Origin of the sequence: Dokdonella fugitiva (assembly GCF_004342425.1) — a bacterium.
GTDB lineage: Bacteria > Pseudomonadota > Gammaproteobacteria > Xanthomonadales > Rhodanobacteraceae > Dokdonella_A > Dokdonella_A fugitiva.
The window spans coordinates 374,806-392,635 of record NZ_SLWQ01000003.1; the positions used below are offsets into that span (position 1 = coordinate 374,806).

General features: G+C 71.4%; 14 protein-coding genes. 9 read left to right on the forward strand and 5 right to left on the reverse strand.

The genetic code is table 11. The features are described from left to right. Positions 1 to 13: 13 nt before the first annotated feature. From EV148_RS08440 to EV148_RS18470, 3 genes are all read right to left on the reverse strand, one after another. Positions 14 to 2,731, reverse strand: a complete 2,718-nt coding sequence (locus tag EV148_RS08440) for a serine/threonine-protein kinase (protein WP_131996455.1) — start codon at positions 2,729 to 2,731, stop codon at positions 14 to 16. A 31-nt stretch (positions 2,732 to 2,762) separates the two neighbouring features. Beyond that, positions 2,763 to 3,335, reverse strand: a complete 573-nt coding sequence (locus EV148_RS08445) for an ECF-type sigma factor (protein WP_131996458.1) — start codon at positions 3,333 to 3,335, stop codon at positions 2,763 to 2,765. A 95-nt stretch (positions 3,336 to 3,430) separates the two neighbouring features. Continuing rightward, a complete protein-coding gene (locus EV148_RS18470; protein WP_158287393.1) occupies positions 3,431 to 5,197 on the reverse strand; it encodes a hypothetical protein in 1,767 nt (588 codons plus the stop codon). Between the two features lie 135 nt (positions 5,198 to 5,332). Here EV148_RS18470 and EV148_RS18475 point away from each other — a divergent pair, with 135 nt between their 5' ends. Genes EV148_RS18475 through gspE form a run of 3 tightly spaced genes read left to right on the forward strand, consistent with a single transcriptional unit; the run spans position 5,333 to position 9,800 of the window. Further along, the gene (locus EV148_RS18475) at positions 5,333 to 6,220 is read left to right on the forward strand and encodes a type II secretion system protein N (RefSeq protein ID WP_158287394.1); all 888 of its coding nucleotides are present in this window, start codon (positions 5,333 to 5,335) and stop codon (positions 6,218 to 6,220) included. Positions 6,221 to 6,249: 29 nt separating this feature from the next. Further along, the gene (gene gspD / locus EV148_RS08455) at positions 6,250 to 8,316 is read left to right on the forward strand and encodes a type II secretion system secretin GspD (protein ID WP_131996693.1); all 2,067 of its coding nucleotides are present in this window, start codon (positions 6,250 to 6,252) and stop codon (positions 8,314 to 8,316) included. Next, complete coding sequence (gspE, locus tag EV148_RS08460) at positions 8,313 to 9,800, forward strand: type II secretion system ATPase GspE (protein WP_131996464.1); 1,488 nt, start codon at positions 8,313 to 8,315, stop codon at positions 9,798 to 9,800. The genes gspD and gspE overlap by 4 nt, the downstream gene beginning before the upstream one ends. A 69-nt stretch (positions 9,801 to 9,869) precedes the next feature. Here gspE and EV148_RS08465 read toward each other — a convergent pair whose 3' ends face one another. Next, positions 9,870 to 10,262, reverse strand: a complete 393-nt coding sequence (locus tag EV148_RS08465) for a hypothetical protein (protein ID WP_131996467.1) — start codon at positions 10,260 to 10,262, stop codon at positions 9,870 to 9,872. Positions 10,263 to 10,612: 350 nt separating this feature from the next. On the opposite strand from EV148_RS08465, the gene gspF reads away from it, so the two are divergent. From gspF to rpoH, 6 genes are all read left to right on the forward strand, one after another. After that, a complete protein-coding gene (gene gspF / locus EV148_RS08470) occupies positions 10,613 to 11,824 on the forward strand; it encodes a type II secretion system inner membrane protein GspF (RefSeq protein ID WP_131996470.1) in 1,212 nt (403 codons plus the stop codon). Positions 11,825 to 11,942: 118 nt separating this feature from the next. Beyond that, on the forward strand, positions 11,943 to 12,620 hold the full coding sequence (gene ftsE, locus EV148_RS08475; RefSeq protein ID WP_131996473.1) for a cell division ATP-binding protein FtsE: 678 nt from the start codon (positions 11,943 to 11,945) through the stop codon (positions 12,618 to 12,620). Beyond that, positions 12,617 to 13,612: a permease-like cell division protein FtsX gene (gene ftsX, locus EV148_RS08480; protein WP_131996476.1), complete on the forward strand. Its 996-nt coding sequence runs from the start codon at positions 12,617 to 12,619 to the stop codon at positions 13,610 to 13,612. Before ftsE ends, ftsX begins: the two co-directional genes overlap by 4 nt. Next, on the forward strand, positions 13,609 to 14,463 hold the full coding sequence (locus EV148_RS08485) for a response regulator (RefSeq protein WP_131996479.1): 855 nt from the start codon (positions 13,609 to 13,611) through the stop codon (positions 14,461 to 14,463). Before ftsX ends, EV148_RS08485 begins: the two co-directional genes overlap by 4 nt. After that, positions 14,460 to 15,182: a uracil-DNA glycosylase gene (gene ung, locus EV148_RS08490; protein WP_131996482.1), complete on the forward strand. Its 723-nt coding sequence runs from the start codon at positions 14,460 to 14,462 to the stop codon at positions 15,180 to 15,182. The genes EV148_RS08485 and ung overlap by 4 nt, the downstream gene beginning before the upstream one ends. A 228-nt stretch (positions 15,183 to 15,410) precedes the next feature. Next, positions 15,411 to 16,274, forward strand: a complete 864-nt coding sequence (gene rpoH / locus EV148_RS08495) for an RNA polymerase sigma factor RpoH (protein ID WP_131996485.1) — start codon at positions 15,411 to 15,413, stop codon at positions 16,272 to 16,274. Positions 16,275 to 16,438: 164 nt separating this feature from the next. On the opposite strand, the gene EV148_RS08500 is transcribed toward rpoH, so the two are convergent. Further along, positions 16,439 to 17,695 (reverse strand): choice-of-anchor Q domain-containing protein, encoded by a 1,257-nt coding sequence (locus EV148_RS08500; RefSeq protein ID WP_131996488.1) that lies wholly within the window; start codon positions 17,693 to 17,695, stop codon positions 16,439 to 16,441. Positions 17,696 to 17,830: the final 135 nt, after the last annotated feature.

A 17,830-nucleotide genomic window follows, 5' to 3' on the forward strand; every position in this document is an offset into this window, starting at 1 on the left:
CGGCCCCGCGCGTTCAGTCCGCCTGCAGCAGGCGCTCGACCTCGGCGAACTCCGGCGTGCGCTGCGCGTTGAGCGCGGCCAGCAGGGCCTTCGCAGCAGCCGCGTGCGTGCGCGCGGCGGAATGCTCGCCGGTCGCGACGGCGAGCCGCGCCCGCTCGAGCCGCAGGCCGGCGCGCGCGCGTTGGCCGAGCTTATCCCCGGGTAGCGCCGCCTCGTCGAGCGAGTCGCGCGCGTCGGCGAACTCGCCGAGCGCGCGTTGCGCGGCGGCGAGCGCCGTCAGCAGCGGCGCCAGCTGCGCTGCATCGCGTGCGCGATATTCCGGCGCCAGCGCGGACGCCTCGGCCTTCGCCTCGGCGGCGCGGCCGAGCCCGGCCAGCGCCTGGACGTGCATGACGCGCGCCTTGTCCTGCACGTCCGTGCGCCCCGCGAGCCGTCCGCGTTCGAACGCTTCCGTGGCCAGTGGCAATACGGCCGCGAACTCGCCGTTGCGCAGCAGCGCGGACGCGAGGTCGCACAGCATGAGCGGCAGCAGCGGATGGTCCGGTGCGTTCGCCCGTGCGAGCGCGACCGCCTCGCGCAGCGTGTCGCGCGCGGCGACGAGCTCGCCGCCGTACAGCTCGGCACTGCCGAGCAGCTGCAGGCTGCGCATGTACTTGGTGCCCTCGCGTCCGTAGATGCGCGCGACGAGATCGCGCGCGCGACGCAGCGGCGCCACCGCCTCCGCATCGCGGTCGGCGGCGGCCAGCGCGTTGCCGAGTGCCCACAGCGCGCGCGTCACGACCGGCGCGTCGCCGCCGGGATGCAGGCGCTCGAGCGCGCGCAGCGCGTCCGCGGCCACCGCGACGGCGTCGGCCGGGGCCGCGGACGCGGCGAGGAAGTAGCTGAGCTCCATCCGCGCGGCGGCCTCCGCCTCGCTGCCGCTGCCGTGCACCCGGCCCGCGATCGCCACCGCCCGGCGCTGCGCGTCGAGCGCGTCGGGAAAGCGCGACTGCAGGTAGTACGCGGTCGCGAGCACGTTGCAGGCGACGACCAGCGTGGCCGACGGCGGCGCGTGTTCGAACAGCGCGATCGCGGCGGACGCCTCGGCCTCGGCTTCGGCGGTTTCGCTGCGCGACATCAGTGCGCGCGCGTACTCGACGTGCGCGGCGGCGCGTGCCTCGATCGACAGCGTCGCGTCCGCATCGGCCTGGCGCGCCGACTCGCGCAGAAGCGCCATGCCCTGCTCGAATTCGCCGAGGTCGTTGTAGGTGCGCCCGATCAGGGTGGACATCTCCAGTCGCAGCTCGGGATCGGCGCCGAGTTCGTCGCGGATGCGCGCGCGTGCGCGCTCGAGCACCTCGCCGACCGTCGTCCGCGGCGAGCCGCCGCTTTCGGGCGAGGCATTGCCGAGCAGCGAGGCGAGGAAGTCGCGTGCGGCGAGCGCGCGCGTCGCCTCCACGCGCGCGGCCGCAGCCGCGACCCCCGCACGGCGCGCCTGCCACAGCGACACGGCCGAGCCGGCCAGCAGCGAGGCCACGGCGAGCGTGCCGAGCGCCACCGCGACGCGGTTGCGCGCAACGAACTTGCGCGCGCGGTAGCCGAAGCGGTCGCCGGACACGCGCACCGCTTCGCCGCGCAGCCAGCGCGAGAGGTCGTCCGCGAGCGCCTGTACGCTGGCGTAGCGGCGCGCGGGCTCCTTCGCCAGCGCCTTGTCGAGGATGCGCGTGAGGTCGCCGCGGACCTGGCGCCGCCATGCGCGCGCGTTCGTGTGCCGAGCGGCAAGGCGTGCGTTCGCCGCGTCCGCGCCGTCGCGTGCGATCGACTGCGTCGGCGACTGTGCCGGCCGTTCGCGCACCGCGCGCTCGGCCGCGACGAGGTCGCCGCGCTCGAACGCGTAAGGCAGCGTGCCGGCGACCAGTTCGTGCAGCACGACGCCGAGCGCATAGACGTCGGTCGCGACGCCGGCGGCCTCGCCGCGGAACTGCTCCGGCGCGGCGTACTCGGGCGTGAGCAGGCGGCCGCCCGCGAGCGTGGTCGGCGCGGCCGCGTCGTCGTCGTCGAGCAGGCGCGCGATGCCGAAGTCGAGCAGCCTGACGCGACCGCCGGCGTCCACCAGCACGTTGGCCGGCTTCAGGTCGCGGTGCACGACGAGCTGCGCGTGCGCGTACTGGACCGCCGCGCAGACGTCGAGGAACAGGCGCACGCGCGCGTGCAGGTCGAGCCGCTCCGCGTCGCACCAGCGCGTGATCGTTTCGCCGCGCACGAACTCGAGCGCGAACCAGGGGCGGCCATCCGGCGCGATGCCACCGTCGATGAAACGCGCCAGGTTGGGATGGTCGAGCCGGGCCAGGATGCGCCGCTCGCGCAGGAAGCGCGCGCGCACGTCGTCGAAATCGAAGCCGCGCCGCACCAGCTTCAGCGCGACCTCCTGCTCGAAGTCGGCCTCTTCGCGCTGGCCGCGGTAGACCACGCCCATGCCGCCGCGACCAATGCGTTCGACCACGCGAAACGGGCCGAGCCGCGTGCCGGTCAGCGCGTCGCCGTCGTCCGCGGCACGCGCCGGTGCGGGCGCCGCTTCGGCCTCCGCCGCGAGCGCGCGCGCGATCAGGCGTTCGACGCGCTCGTGCAACGCGGCGTCGGCGCCGCAGCGTTCGGCGAGGAACGCCGCGCGCTGCGCGTCCGTGTCGAGGTCGAGCGCGGCCCGCAGCAGCGTAACGGCGAGTCGTTCGCGCGCATCGGGCGTGTCCTTCATGCCGTCCCCTCGGCGCAGCGCCAAACGAGGTTCACGCCGGCCGCTCGAGGCGCTCGCGCAGCCACTCGCGTGCCGCCGCCCAGTCGCGCCGCGCCGTGCGCTCGTTGACGCCGAGCGCCGCGGCGATCTCGTCGACCTCGAGCCCGACGAAGTAGCGCAGCTCGACCACCTTGGCCATGCGCTCGTGCGCCGACTCGAGCTCGTTCAGGGCGAGGTCGAGCGCGACGAGGTCGGTGCTTTCAGGGATCGGCAGCTCCAGCGCCGCCTCGAATCCGTCGCGCAGCCAGCCGCCGCCGCGCTTGTCGCTGTGCGCCTTGCGCGCGCGATCGACCAGCACCTGGCGCATCATGCGCGCCGACGCGTTGAGCAGGTGCGCGGTGTTCTCGAACTGCGCCGGCGCGCGGCCGAGCAGGCGCAGCAGCACGTCGTGCACGAGCGCGGTCGTCTGCAGCGTGGCGTGCCCGGGCGTCGCCCCGAGCACACCGGTCGCGATGCGGCGCAGGTCGGCGTAGACCAGCGGCAGCAGGCGTTCGAGCGCCTGCGCGTCGCCCTCCTGCCATCGGTGCAGCCACTGGGTGACCCCGTCGTCGCGTGCGCTTCCCATGCCGCGAACGTAGCGCGCCGCGCCGCGCGATGCCAGCCGGGGCGCCGGCCTCCGCCGGCGCCCGCGCCCCTGCGCGTGCATGCGCGCACGCGGCATCAGTCGAAGCCGTCGCGGAAGATCGTGTCGTCGCTGGTCAGGCCGACCTGGATCTGCGTGCGCGCGGTCGTGGCCGCGATCGACGCGTCGATCGCTTCGCCGACGCCGACGACGTGGCGGGTGTCGCGCACGCCGATCCCGTTGAAGCGGCCCTGGCTGTAGCCCGAGGGGAACGTCGCGAGCTGGAGCAGCGCGCCGGTGCCGCGGTCGACGCGTGCGAACAGTGGCGTCTCGGTGTCGTTGCCGCCGATCACGAAACCCGGGCCATATCGATAGCCGACGATGGCGATGTCGTCGCCGACGATGGCGAGGTCGGCGGGCATGTGCGCGTTGTGGCCGATCGGTGGCAACACGGAGCAGCCCTCGCCCACGCCTCCCTCGCAGCCGCCGAACAGCATGCGTCCCCCGCCCAGGCCGTGGCTGTCGCCGCCGAGTGCACCGAACGAAGACTGGTCGACGCGGTCGAGCAGGGACCACACGCCGATGCCCGGGCGACCCGAGCGCGCCACCGAAACCAGCACCTGCACGCCCTCGTGCACGGTGAGCGTCGCGAAGTCCTGCCAACCGAGGGTCACCAGCGCAACCGCGCGGTCGGTCAGGCCCGAGCCGGGGCGGTCGAACGGCTTGCAGCGCACCCCGGCGCCACCGAAGCTCGTGTCCGGCTCGTGCGCCGCAGTGACCCCGAGCAGGCACGGGTCGTAGTCGACGTCTTCGGCATTGCTGCTGAACTTGCGCGAGTACAGGACGTAGTAGCCCGGGTTTGCCGGCGGCAGCAGGCCGACGCGGCGGAATGCGATGTCGACCGGTTCCGCGCGCGCTTGCCCGGCCGGCGCCGGGAAATTGCCGAAGGTCGGGTCGACCAGCGAACCGTCGGACGCGATCGACCATTTCACGGTCCAGAAGCCGCCGCTTTCGCCGAGCGAATGCCGGCCGAGCACGACCAGGCGGTCGCCGAGGATGTCCATCGCGACGGCGTCGTTGACCACCGAACCGGCCGAGTAGTACGCAAACCACCAGCCACAGCTCGCGCCATTGGCGTCGAAACAGACGACGGCGGGCGCGTAGGTCTGCGGCGACGTCAGGCGGACGGTGGCGAGCGCGTAGATGCGGTTGGATCGCACCCTCACGTCGTGCACAGAAAAGACCTCGGGCGCGGCCGCATCGTTGTACGGCCACACGATGTACTGGCCGCCGTAGACGCTGTACGGGGGCGCGACGTCGCTCCACGCGACGCGCGTGCCGCTGGCATCGCGCTTGGTGATGCCGAGGTAGGTTGGGCTGCTCGGCGACAGCCGCACCTCGCCGACGGCGACCTGCAGCCCGCCGGACAGCGCCGCCGCCTTGATGCCGCGGTAGGTGCCGCCGTCCGGCCCGGCGTAGCGGTCCGGCGCGATGCCGGCGTTGCCCCAGGTCGTGTCGAGCACGAAGTCGCCGGCTGCGGCGACCGACGGCCCCGGGTGGTCTACCTGGGCCGCCCGCAGGGCGGCAAGGGCGACCGGATCGTCGGCGGAAAGGCCCAGAGCCTGCAATGCCGCGCGTTCGGTCGCGATTGCGTCGGCGCCACTGATCGCGAGGTCGTCGAGCATCGCGGCGCGACGACGCTCGCGCAGCGCGGCCTCTTCGGCCTGCGTCGGCAGGCGCGTGGCTCCGGTTTCCGGAACGTCCGGTTTGGCCGTCGCTGCGCCCGTCGCGAGCGCCAGCACGAGGCTGGCGAGCAGGCGGGCCGTACGGCTTCGACGGTGTGCGAATGGATGGGGGCGGGACATGGCGTACTCCGTTGCGGCCCGGCAGGGGGCGGGTTCGCTGGGGGGTACGCGAAAGCCGTCGCGGGGCGGACATCGCGCCGACGCTGCCGAGCGGCGTTTTGTTACCCTTGCCGACTGAATCCCGGCCCCCTGCGCATGCCCGTAGCCTTTCCCGCCCACGACCGCGGTCGCGTCGCCCTGCTGGCGGCGAACCTCTGCTGCGCCTTGCTCGCGGTGCTCGCGCTGTGGCTGCTGGTGCGCCTGCTGTGGGCACTGGTACCCGGCGACGACGCCGCGATCGCCCCCGCGCCGGTGCCGGCCGGCGTCGCGAGCGCGGCCGCGCCGGCACGTTCGATCGCGCAATGGCACCTGTTCGGCAGCGCGCCGGCCCAGCGCGGCGGCGACGGCCCGTCGACGACCTCGCTGATCCTGCGCGGGACGCTCGCCGATGCCGATCCGAAGGCCGGCATCGCGGTGATCGCCGACGCCGGCAACGGCGAGCGCAGCTGGCGCGTGGGCGAGGAAGTGAGTCCCGGCGTGCGCCTCGCGCGCGTCTATGCCGATCGCGTCGTCGTCACCCGTGACGGCACCGAAGAGACGCTGGCCTTGCCGCGTGACGGCGATCTTCGCCCCGCCTCCGTACCGCGCGGCGCGCCCGGCACCGCCTCGTCCCACGCGGCGCGTGCGAACACGACGACGTCGACGAACACCCCGGCGCCGCGCGCGCGCGCGCCGACGAGCCTGCAGGCGCAGATCGAGCGCCTGCGGCAGAACCCGGCCGAACTCATGAAGCGCGTGCAGGTCGTGCCCGTGCTCAGCGACGGCCATCTCTCCGGGGTGCGCGTGTCGACCGGCACCGACACCGTGCTGCTGAGCCAGCTCGGTTTCGAGCAGGGAGACGTCGTCACCGCGGTCAACGGCACGCCGGTCGATTCGATCGAACGCGGCCAGCAGATCATGTCGAGCCTCGGCAGCGCGAGCTCGGTGCGCGTGACCGTGCTGCGTGCGGGCAAGCCGACCGAGATCACGGTCGGCCTGCGATGAACCCGATTCCCACCAAGGAACCCCTCGTGATGCGTCGACTTCTCGTTCCGGCGATCGCCGGCGCCCTCGCCGTGCTGTCGGCTTCCGCGCAGACCGTGCAGGGCGGCGCTGCGGACGTGCCCGCGGGGCACGCCACGACCGCCGATGGCCGCCACACGCTCAACCTCAAGGATGCCGATATCCAGGCGCTGATCGCCACGGTCAGCGAGATCACCGGCAAGAACTTCATCATCGGCCCGAACGTGGAAGGCAAGGTCACGGTGGTGTCGGCGCGGCCGATGAAGCCGGACGAGATCTACGACGTGTTCCTGTCGGTGCTGCGCGTGCACGGCTTCGCCGCGGTGCCGGCCGGCAGCATGGTCAAGATCGTGCCGGAGACGATCGCGCAGCAGGACGGGTCGACCGGCGTCAACGGCCTCGGCACGCGCGCGGCCGACGAGCTCGTCACCGAGATCGTGCCGGTGAAGCACGTCTCCGCGGCGGAACTCGTGCCGATCCTGCGCCCGCTGATGCCCCAGGGTGGCCAGCTCGTCGCGCACGCGAGCTCGAACTCGCTGGTCGTGTCCGACCGCGCCGGCAACGTGCAGCGCCTCGCCGACATCATCCGGCGCATCGACACGGTGTCGGACGCGGAAGTCGAGATGATCCCGCTGCGCCACGCCAACGCGGCCGAACTCGCGCGCACGCTGACGATGCTCGGCGACGACAAGGGAGCGGCGGCGAACGGCGAAGCCGCGCGCGTGTTCGCCGACACGCGCACCAACTCGATCCTGCTCGCCGGCGCGAAGAACGGCCGCCTGAAGATGCGCGCGCTGATCGCGCACCTCGACACGCCGGTCGACAACGGCGGCGACACGCAGGTGATCTACCTGCACTACGCGAACGCGAAGGACCTCGTGCCGATCCTGCAGGGCGTCGCCGCGACGCTCACCGGCATCGCGCCGCCGACCGCGGCGAAGGCGGGCGACGGCGCCGGCGCGAACGCGTCGCCGGCGACGATCCAGGCGCATGCGGAAACCAATGCGCTCGTCATCAGCGCACCGCCGGCGATCTTCCGCTCGCTCGCCCAGGTCGTGCGCCAGCTCGACATCCGCCGCAACCAGGTGCTGATCGAGGCGGTCATCGCCGAAGTCGCCGACCAGACCGCGAGCGAGATCGGCGTGCAGTGGCAGATGCCGCTCGGCAAGGACGGCCAGCACGTGGTCGGTGGCACCAACTTCACCGGCACCTCGCCCGGCAACAACATCATCGCCGCCGCGCAGAACCCGCTCGGCGTCGGCAATGGCCTCAACCTCGGCTACATCGACGGCAGCGTGACGATCGGCCGCAACACGATCTTCCAGCTCGGCGCGCTCGTCACCGCGCTGCGTGGCGACGGCAAGTCGAACATCCTGTCGACGCCATCGGTGCTCACGCTCGACAACCAGGAAGCGGAGATCAAGGTCGCGCAGGAAGTGCCGTTCCTCACCGGCCAGTACTCGACCAACGCGGTGCAGGCGACCACCACCGGCACGACCAATGCGGGTATCACCAATCCGTTCCAGACGATCGAGCGCAAGGATGTCGGCCTCGTGCTCAAGGTGAAGCCGCAGATCAACGAAGGCGAGGCGGTGCGCCTGGACATCCACCAGGAAGTCTCCTCGATCGCGCCGAGCGTGAGCGGCGCGGTCGACCTCGTCACCAACAAGCGCGAGCTCACCACCAGCGTGCTGGTCAAGGACGATTCGCTGCTCGTGCTCGGCGGCCTGATCGACAACCAGGCGAAGGACAACGTGCAGAAGGTGCCCGCGCTCGGCGACATCCCGCTGCTCGGCAACCTGTTCCGCTACCGCACCAACGACCGCTCGAAGAAGGACCTCATGGTGTTCCTGCACCCGAAGATCCTGCGCGACGCGGCCACCGAAGCGGCGGTGTCGAGCGAGAAGTACAACTACATGCGCACCGAGCAGCTGCAGATGCGCCAGCAGGACTGGCCGATCACGCCGCGCTCGGAGCGGCCGATGCTGCCCGAGGTGCACGACTTCCTCGCCAGCCCCAGCCTCGACGGCCGGCCCGGTCTCGCCGATCCGCAGCCGCGCCCGGAGCGCTCGCGGTGAGCGAAGCCGCGCGCCCTTCGCGTCCCTCGTTCGGTTATGCGCGCCGCCACGGCGTCGCGCTGACCGGCTGGAAGGACGGCACGGCCGAGATCGCCTGCCGCGCCGGCGTGCGCAACGACGTGCTCGCGGAACTGCGCCGCCACCTGCGCGCGCCGCTGCATTTCACCGCGCTCGCCGAGAAGGACTTCGAACGCCTGCTGCGCGAGCTCTACGAGCAGGGCGACGACGCGCGCGCGATGGTGTCCGACCTCGACGAGCGCATGGACCTGCGTGCGCTCGCCGACGAACTGCCCGAACCCGAGGACCTGCTCGAGAGCGACGACGACGCGCCGATCATCCGCCTCATCAACGCGCTGCTCACCGAAGCGGTCAAGGAAGGCGCGTCGGACATCCACATCGAGCCGTACGAGAACCGGCTCGTCGTGCGCTTTCGCATCGACGGCGTGTTGCGCGAGGTGCTGAGCCCGCAGAAGGCGATTGCATCCGCGGTCGTCAGCCGCATCAAGGTGATGGCCAAGCTCGACATCGCCGAGCGGCGCCTGCCGCAGGACGGCCGCATCGGCCTGCGCATCGCCGGCCGCCCGGTCGACGTGCGCGTATCGACGATTCCCGCCGGTCGCGGCGAGCGCGTCGTGCTGCGCCTGCTCGACAAGCAGGCCGGCAAGCTCGACCTCGCCCAGCTCGGCATGGACGACGCCGCGCGCGCGAAGCTCGAGGACCTCATCGCGCGCCCGCACGGCATCCTGCTCGTGACCGGCCCGACCGGCTCGGGCAAGACCACCACGCTGTACGGCGCGCTGCTCCAGCTCAATGACGCGTCGCGCAACATCATGACGGTCGAGGACCCGATCGAGTACTACATCGACGGCGTCGGCCAGACCCAGGTCAACACGCGCGTCGACATGACGTTCGCGCGCGGCCTGCGCGCGATCCTGCGCCAGGACCCGGACGTCGTCATGGTCGGCGAGATCCGCGACCTCGAGACCGCCGAAGTCGCGGTGCAGGCATCGCTGACCGGCCATCTCGTGCTGTCGACCCTGCACACGAACTCGGCGATCGGCGCGGTCACGCGCCTGCGCGACATGGGCGTCGAACCGTTCCTGCTGTCATCGTCGCTGATCGGCGTGCTCGCGCAGCGCCTCGTGCGCGTGCTCGATCCCGCGACGCGCGAGGCGTACGCGGCGACGCCGGCCGAACTCGCCGCGTTCGGCAAGCCGGCCGACCAGCAGGCGACCCTGTACCGCCCGCGCGCCGACCTCGCCGCGCAGGGCCGCGCGAGCGGCTACAAGGGCCGCACCGGCATCTACGAACTCGTCGCGCTCGACGACGCGCTGCGCCGCCTCGTGCACGAGGGCGCGTCCGAAGCCGACCTCGAACGGCGCGCGCGCACGCGCTCGGCCTCGATCCTCGAGGACGGCTGGCGCAAATGCGTCGCGGGCATCACCTCGACCGAGGAAGTGCTGCGCGTGACGCGCGAGGAATAGGGCCGCCGACATTGCCCTCGGCCCTCGGCCAGCCCTCGGCCCTCATCGGCCCGACCGCCCCGCTGCGCGTCAAGGCGTGCACCGACACGCCGGCAGCGGCCGCGTTTCGATCCACGTGATGTTGTTGGTGTAGCTCGTGAAGCCTTTCTGCCGGCCGCACAGGCGCAGCAGGCATCCCTCGTCCGTGGGTTCGACGAAGAGGGAGTAGTCGGTGCCGGACGGCGCCGACACCATGAACGGCCGCGGGCCGAGCGCGATGCTCGCGAGCATCGCGCGCGTGCTCGCCGCGAGGGCCTCGGCGTCGGCGCTGCTTTCGTGCTGCGCGACGAGGATCGAGGCGAGTTCGCGCTCGAACGCCGCGCTGCAGGACGGGTCTTCGATGTTGCGCACCTGCCCCACGGTCGTGCAGCCCGCCAGCGACAGCGCGAATGCGATCGACGCGGATGTTCCGGGTACCCTCATGGCGCGGTTCCCCTGCTTGCGCAGGTCACTGTAGCGCGAATGCGGCGCGTGATCGACGCCGGTATTGCAGCGTGGCGTATGGCCCCACCGGCCCGGATCGGCGGTGCCTGCCGCCGCAAGCGCGTTGCGGACGCGCGGAACCGTGGCCGGGAGAGCATCGCGATTTCCGTCACTCCCACGGGAGCAGCGCCGCGCGCCGGAGTACTCGGGACGGTCGCGGAACACGCCGCCGTCGGTTTACTCTCTGTGGGAGTCGCGCAAGCCGCGATGCTCTTCGGCCGGTCCGGCGAGCATCGCGGCTTCCACCGCTCGCACGAAATCCGGACAAGTCCATCCCAACACGGTTGCCGATGCCCGCATTCGCGTACCAGGCGCTCGACGCCGCCGGCAAGACCCAGCGCGGCGTGCTGCAGGGCGATACCGCGCGCGCGGTGCGCGGGCTGCTGCGCGAGCGCGGGCTCAATCCGCTCGTCGTCGACGAGGTGCGCGACGGCGCGCCCGCCGGTGGCGCGGTACGGCTGCGGCGCGGGCTGTCGGGCACGCAGCTCGCGCTGCTCACGCGCCAGCTCGCGACCCTGATCGGCGCCGGCCTGCCGATCGACGAGGCGCTCGGCGCGCTGTCCGAGCAGGCCGAGAACGAACGCCAGCGCGCGCTCACGGTGTCGCTGCGCGCGCGCGTGATGGAAGGCGCGAGCCTCGCCCAGGCGATGGCCGAGTTCCCGGATGCGTTTCCCGAGATCTTCCGCGCGACCGTCGCCGCGGGCGAGCAGTCGGGTCGGCTCGACGGCGTGCTCGAAAAGCTCGCCGACTATGCCGAGGCGCGCGACGCGCTCGGCCAGAAGATCCTTGCCGCGCTCGCCTATCCGCTGCTTCTCACGCTCGTCGCCGTCGCGGTCGTCGCCGGGCTGCTCACCTGGGTCGTACCGCAGATCGTCGGCGTGTTCCAGAACCTGCACCAGGGGCTGCCGCTCGCGACGCGCCTGCTGATCGGGCTGTCCGCGTTCCTGCGCGCCTGGGGCTGGCTGATCCTGCTCACCGTGCTCGCCCTGGTCGCGGCCGCGCGTGTCGCCCTGCGCGGCGAAGCGGTGCGCGCGCGCTGGCATGCCTGGCAGCTGCGCCTGCCGCTGGCAGGCAGGCTCGTGCGCGCGGCGAACACCGCGCGCGCGACGCGAACGCTCGCGGTGCTCGCCGGCAGCGCGGTGCCGCTGCTCGACGCGCTCGGCATCGCCGCGCAGGTGGTGTCGAACCTGCCGATGCGCGATGCCCTCAAGCGCGCCGCGCTCAAGGTGCGCGAGGGCGGCGCGTTCTCGCGCGCGCTCGGCGAGAGCGGCCAGTTCCCCCCGGTCGCGCTGCGCCTGATCGCGAGCGGCGAGCGCTCCGGCGAACTGCCCCGCATGCTCGAGGAAGCCGCCGCGCAGCAGCAGCGCGAACTCGACCGCTGGCTGACCGCCCTCACGGCAGTGCTCGGCCCCGCGGTGATCCTCGTCGTCGGCGCGATCGTGCTGTTCATCGTGCTGGCGATCCTGCTGCCGATCTTCAATCTCAATCAGATGGTCAAGTAGCCGAGAATGGGGAATGGGGAATGGATAGGGGCCGTGCCGCAAGTTGCAGCCCAGCCCGTACAATCGGAAGCGCCCGTTCGAACCATTCCCGACTCCCCATTCCCCATTCCCCGCCTGCATGATCCGCTTCGACAACGTCAGCAAGCGCTATCTCACCGGGCTCGATGCGCTTGCCGAGGTCAGCTTCGAGATCGAGGCGGGCGAGATGGCGTTCGTGACCGGGCATTCGGGCGCGGGCAAGAGCACGTTGCTGAAGCTCGTGAGCCTCGCCGAGCGGCCGACGCGCGGCCACGTCACCGTCAACGAGCGCGAACTCGCGCGCGTGCGCCGGCGCGGCATCCCGCAGCACAGGCGCGGCATCGGCATGGTGTTCCAGGACCACCGCCTGTTGACCGACCGCAGCGTGTTCGACAATGTCGCGCTGCCGCTGCTGATCGCCGGCACCTCGCGCGCGGAGATCGCCAAGCGCGTGCGCGCGGCGCTCGACAAGGTGGGCCTGCTGGCGCGCGAGAAGGCGGCTCCGCTCGCGTTGTCGACCGGCGAGCAGCAGCGCGTCGGCATCGCGCGCGCGATCGTCGCCAAGCCGCCGCTGATCATCGCCGACGAGCCGACCGGCAACCTCGATCCGCAGCTCTCGCTCGAGATCATGAACCTGTTCGCCGAGTTCGGTGCGGTCGGCACCACCGTGCTCATCGCCAGCCACGACCTGCTGCTGCTCAAGCGCATGCAGAAGCGCGTGCTCGTGCTCGACCACGGCCGCCTCGTCGACGACTACCGTCCGGTGCGCGCCGCATGAGCGCGCAGGCCGAGCGCCGCGCCGCGCCACCGGCGAAGAAGGGCGCCGAACCACGGGGTCCGCGGGCCCCGCTCGGCGAACGGCTCGCCGCCTGGCGCGACCAGCACTTCTACAGCTTCTTCTCGAGCCTCGGCCGTCTCGCCGCGCGGCCGTGGGCGACCCTGCTGACCGTGCTCGTGCTCGGCTTCGCGATCGCGCTGCCGCTGCTGTTCTGGCTCGTCTTCGACAACGCGCGCGAGCTCTCGGGCGGGCTGCGCGAGGCGCGCGAAGTCACCTTGTTCCTGCAGCCCTCGCTCGGCCCGGAGCAGGCGGAGTCGTTCGCGGCCGAACTGCGCCGGCGCGACGACGTCGCCGCGGTGTTGCTGCGCACCCCCGAGCAGGGACTGGCCGAGTTCCGCGACCTCTCGGGTTTCGGCGAGGCGCTCGATGCGCTGCAGTCCAACCCGTTGCCGAGCGTGCTCGTCGTCACGCCGCGCGAGAGCGGCGCGGACGAGGATCCGCCGCTCGTTGCGGCGATGCAGGCGGACAGGCGCGTCGATCTGGTGCAGTATGACGCGGCGTGGCGACGCAAGCTCGGCGGTATCCTCCATTTCGGCGAGCGCGTCGTCGCGGTGGTCGCGGTGCTGCTCGCGCTGGCGACGCTGCTCGTGATCGGCAATACGGTGCGCATGGACATCCAGGCGAGGTCGGCGGAAATTTCGGTGATGCAGATGATCGGCGCGAGCAACGGCTTCGTGCGCCGTCCGTTCCTTTATGCCGGCTTCTGGTACGGCCTGCTCGGCGCGCTGCTCGCGCTGCTCGTCGTTGTCGTGGTCGAACTCGCGCTCGCCGAGCCGGTCGCGCGGCTGGTCGAGAGCTACGCGCACCGGTTCGCGCTGCACGGGCTCGGCGCCGGCGTGGCCGCCGCGGTCGCCGGCGCGAGCACGCTGCTCGGCTGGTGCGGCGCGTGGATCGCGACCGCTCGCCATCTCGCCGCGGGGCGCCCGGCATGAGCGCCGACGTTTCGCTGACCCGGCACATCTCGAGCGACCAGCCGCGCGTGCTAGTCGTCGACGGTTCGCGCGTCGTGCGCCAGCTGATCGAGCGCGTGCTCAAGGCCGAGCTGCCGAACGCGATCGTGATCGGCTGCGGCAGCGGGGCCGAGGCGCAACGCCATCTCGCCGACGGCGTGATCGACCTCGTCACGACCGCGCTGCGCCTGCCCGACATGGACGGGCTCGAACTCGCCCGCCTCGTGCGCGAGAGCGGCAACCAGGCCTACATCCCGGTCATCGTCGTCTCCGGTGACGTGCAGGAGCGCCTCGTCGCGCGCACGCTGTCGAGTCACGTGACCGATTACTTCGACAAGGCACTCGGTTTCGACGCGCTTGCCGCGTTCATCCGCGGCTACGTCAAGCCGGCCGAGCAGATCGACGGCGAGGTGCTGTACGTCGAGGACAGCCGCGTTGTCGCGCTGGCGACGCGACGCATGATGGAGAAGTGCGGCTTCAAGGTCTCGCACGTGGTCAGCGTCGAGGATGCGCTCGCGCTGCTCGAGACCGCGCGCGCGCAGGGCCGCGGCCCGGGTGCCGACCTCGTCCTCACCGACGTCAACCTCAAGGGCGAGCTCAGCGGTGGCGACCTGCTCGAGCGCATCCGCGGCACGTTCGGTTACGGCAAGGGCGAATTGCCGGTGCTCGTCATGACCGGTGACGACAACCCGGCGAACCAGGCCGGCCTGTTGCGCGCGGGCGCCAACGACCTCGTGCACAAGCCGATCGAGGAACGCCTGCTCGTCAACAAGCTGCAGTTCCAGTTGCGCGTCGCGCGCCGCCTGCGCGAACAGGCGGGCGGCAACGCGTGAGCGGGGACCGCGTCCGGCTGGAGCCGTCGTGGAAGGCGCGCGTCGGCAGCGCGTTCGACGGGCCCGACATGCTCGCGCTGGCGGAATTCCTGCGCGCCGAGAAGCGCGCGGGCAAGATCATCCATCCCTCCGGCCCGCGCATCTTCGCCGCGCTCGACACGACGCCGTTCGAGCAGGTCAAGGTCGTCATCCTCGGCCAGGACCCGTACCACGGGGCGGGGCAGGCGCATGGCCTGTGTTTCTCGGTGCCGCCGGGCGTGCAGCCGCCGCCGTCGCTCGAGAACATCTTCAAGGAACTCGCGCGCGACCTCGGCATCCCGCGCCCGGACCATGGCTGCCTCGAGCCGTGGGCGAAGCAGGGCGTCTTGCTGCTCAATGCGGTGCTCACGGTCGAGCACGGCCTTGCCGGCTCGCACCAGAACAAGGGCTGGGAGGGCTTCACCGACCGCTGCGTCGACGCGCTCAACCGCGAGCGCGACGGGCTCGTGTTCCTGCTCTGGGGCAGCTACGCGCAGCAGAAGGGGCGGCTGATCGACCGCCAGCGCCACCTCGTGCTGAAGGCGCCGCATCCGTCGCCGCTTTCGGCCCATCGCGGCTTCATCGGCTGCGGGCACTTCTCGCGCGCCAACGAGTACCTGCGCCAGCGCGGCCAGGCGCCTATCGAGTGGCGCCTGCCGCCGCGCGCCCTGCTCGAAAACCCCGCCCCGACGCCCGCGTGAGCGGCCGTCGCGCATGACCTTCGCCACTGGCCAAGGAAAATCAACGAGTTAGGATTTCGGCGCGGGACACACTGTTTCGCTGCCGGTAACGCTATTTAGAAAACTTCCTAGTACAATACCGCCAAGTTCAATAAATGGGCCGGCGGGATCGTCGGTCGGAACTCTGGCCGTTCTTAGCACTCAAAGGAGCCGAGTGCTAAAGTGGGTAGCAGTGAGGAGTCCAGACGAATGAGCAATACCTTGGTTGCCAACCAGTTCCCGGTGCTGCCGAGTGCGGTCGGAAGCCTCGACGCGTATGTCAATGCGGTCCACCAGATCCCGATGCTGAGTCAGGACGAGGAGCAGGATCTCGCGCGCCGCTTCAACGAACACAACGACCTCGACGCCGCCAAGCGGATGGTGCTGTCGCACCTGCGTTTCGTGGTCCACGTCGCGCGCGGCTACTCGGGCTACGGCCTGCAGGTCGCCGACCTGATCCAGGAAGGCAACATCGGCCTCATGAAGGCGGTGAAGCGCTTCGACCCCGACCACGGCGTGCGCCTGGTCTCGTTCGCGGTGCACTGGATCCGTGCCGAGATGCATGAGTTCATCCTGCGCAACTGGCGCATCGTGAAAGTGGCGACGACGAAGGCGCAGCGCAAGCTGTTCTTCAACCTGCGCAAGTCGAAGAAGCGCCTGGGCTGGATGAATTCGGAAGAGGTCAACACTGTCGCGCGCGAACTCGGCGTGCCGGCGGCGACCGTGCTCGAGATGGAAGCGCGCCTCAACGGCCGCGACGTCGCGTTCGATGCGCCGGTCGATGCCGACGACGAGGAGAAGCCCGCGCCGGCGGCGTTCCTGATCGACCATGCGGCCGATCCGTACGGTCTCGTCGAAAGCGAGTCGGAAGAGGAGTCGAGCCTCGATACGCTGCAGCGCGGCCTGCTGCGCCTGGATGCGCGTTCGCGCGACATCATCCAGCGCCGCTGGCTCGGGGACGGCGAGAAGGCGACCCTGCAGGAACTCGCCGACGAGTACGGCGTGTCGGCCGAGCGCATCCGCCAGATCGAGGCGAACGCGATGAAGAAGATGCGCGGCCTGTTCGAGGCTTGAACCTTGCGATCGCCCTGATCCCTGCTTCGCGGCCGGTTGTCGAACAGGGCAATCGGCCCGCCATCCGGAAGTCCAGGGCGTCGCCCACGGCCGCGGTCGACATAAGCCAAATGCGACAAGCAACGGCCCGCCTCTGCGGGCCGTTTGCGTCCGGGGCTCCGGGGTCACGCGTCGTAGCCGTTGGCGAAGATCGCGTCGCCGACTTCCCACGCGCCGATATCGACCGCCGGGCCGACGATGCGCGTCTCGCCGTCGAGATCGACCGCGATGCCTGCCGCGTACAGCGAATTGCCGGCGTCGCGGGCCGGTGAGTCGGCGCGCAGGCGCCAATCGCCGCCGCCGACGAAGGCTGGATCGGCCTCGACGGTTCCCGCGCCGGGCGTGAAGTCGTTCGGGCCGTTGTCGAACACGAGGTTGTGCTCGTTGGCGAAACCGCCGCCCGCGGCGGCGCCGATGACGACGCCGTGCGAATCGTTGCCGGCGACGAGCGTATTGGCGAGCGTGCCGGTCAGGCTCGCGCCGGTGCTCACGCTCGCGATGAAGCCGGTGTGGTTGCCGACGAGCGTGTTGCCGAACACGTCGGCGTGCAGGCTGCCCGCGTTCGCGCGCAGCGAGACGGCCGCGGGCTGCGGGCCCATGACACCGACGGTTCCGGTCACGAGATTGTTGAACACGCGCGCATCGAGCGTGCCGCCCGCGCCGTACTGCACGAGCACGATGCCGCCGTTGTAGCCGGTCGCCTCGATACGGTTGTGCTGCAGCAGCACGTCGGCCGCACCATCGTCGTTGTTCACGAGGATCGCGCCCAGCGTGCTCCACGAGCCACCGTCGAGGATCATGTTGCGCTCGATCGCGCCGGTCGTCGCGCCGGGCAGGTCGTCGATGCCGATCGCCGCGATGTCGTCACCGTGCAGGAAGCCGAGCCGGACGTCGTTGTCGGTGATGGCGAAGTCGACCGGCCCGGTCGGCGCGGCGCCGAACGTGGTCACGCTGATCGCGGTGCGGTTCGCATCCAGTCCTTCGGCCTCGACCACGTTGCCGCGGATCGTCACGTCGAACGCGCCGCTGCCGGCCTGGTACGCCGTGATCGAGCCGCCGCGGACCGTCAGGCCCTCGATCACGATCGTGACCTGCGAGTTGCCGCCGAAGGCGTCGATCACGTCGGTGGACGATCCCGCCTGCAGCACCGGCGTGAAGCCCTCGGCTGCGCGCAGGGTCAGGCTCTTTCCCTGGATCTCGAGCGACGCCTCGATCGGGCCGTCGCTGGCGATCTCCACGACATCACCCGCGCCGGCGCCCGCGATGCACGCCTGAAGTGTGGTCGCGCATGGAGGCGCTCCGGGCCAGGTCAGCGTGGTTGCGCCGGCCGGGGCGATCGCGAGCAGCGCGGCGAGCGCGGAAGATGCGTGGCGGGACCTCACGCGAAACGGGTGGGGAAGCATGCGGGCGCCTCATGGACGTGAAGCCCCGGGTAACGCCGTCGCGCGCTCGAGACGGACACCGCGCGTCGCGAACGCGCCGCCCCGTCGTCGCGCGCGTTCCTCGTCAGCCTGCGC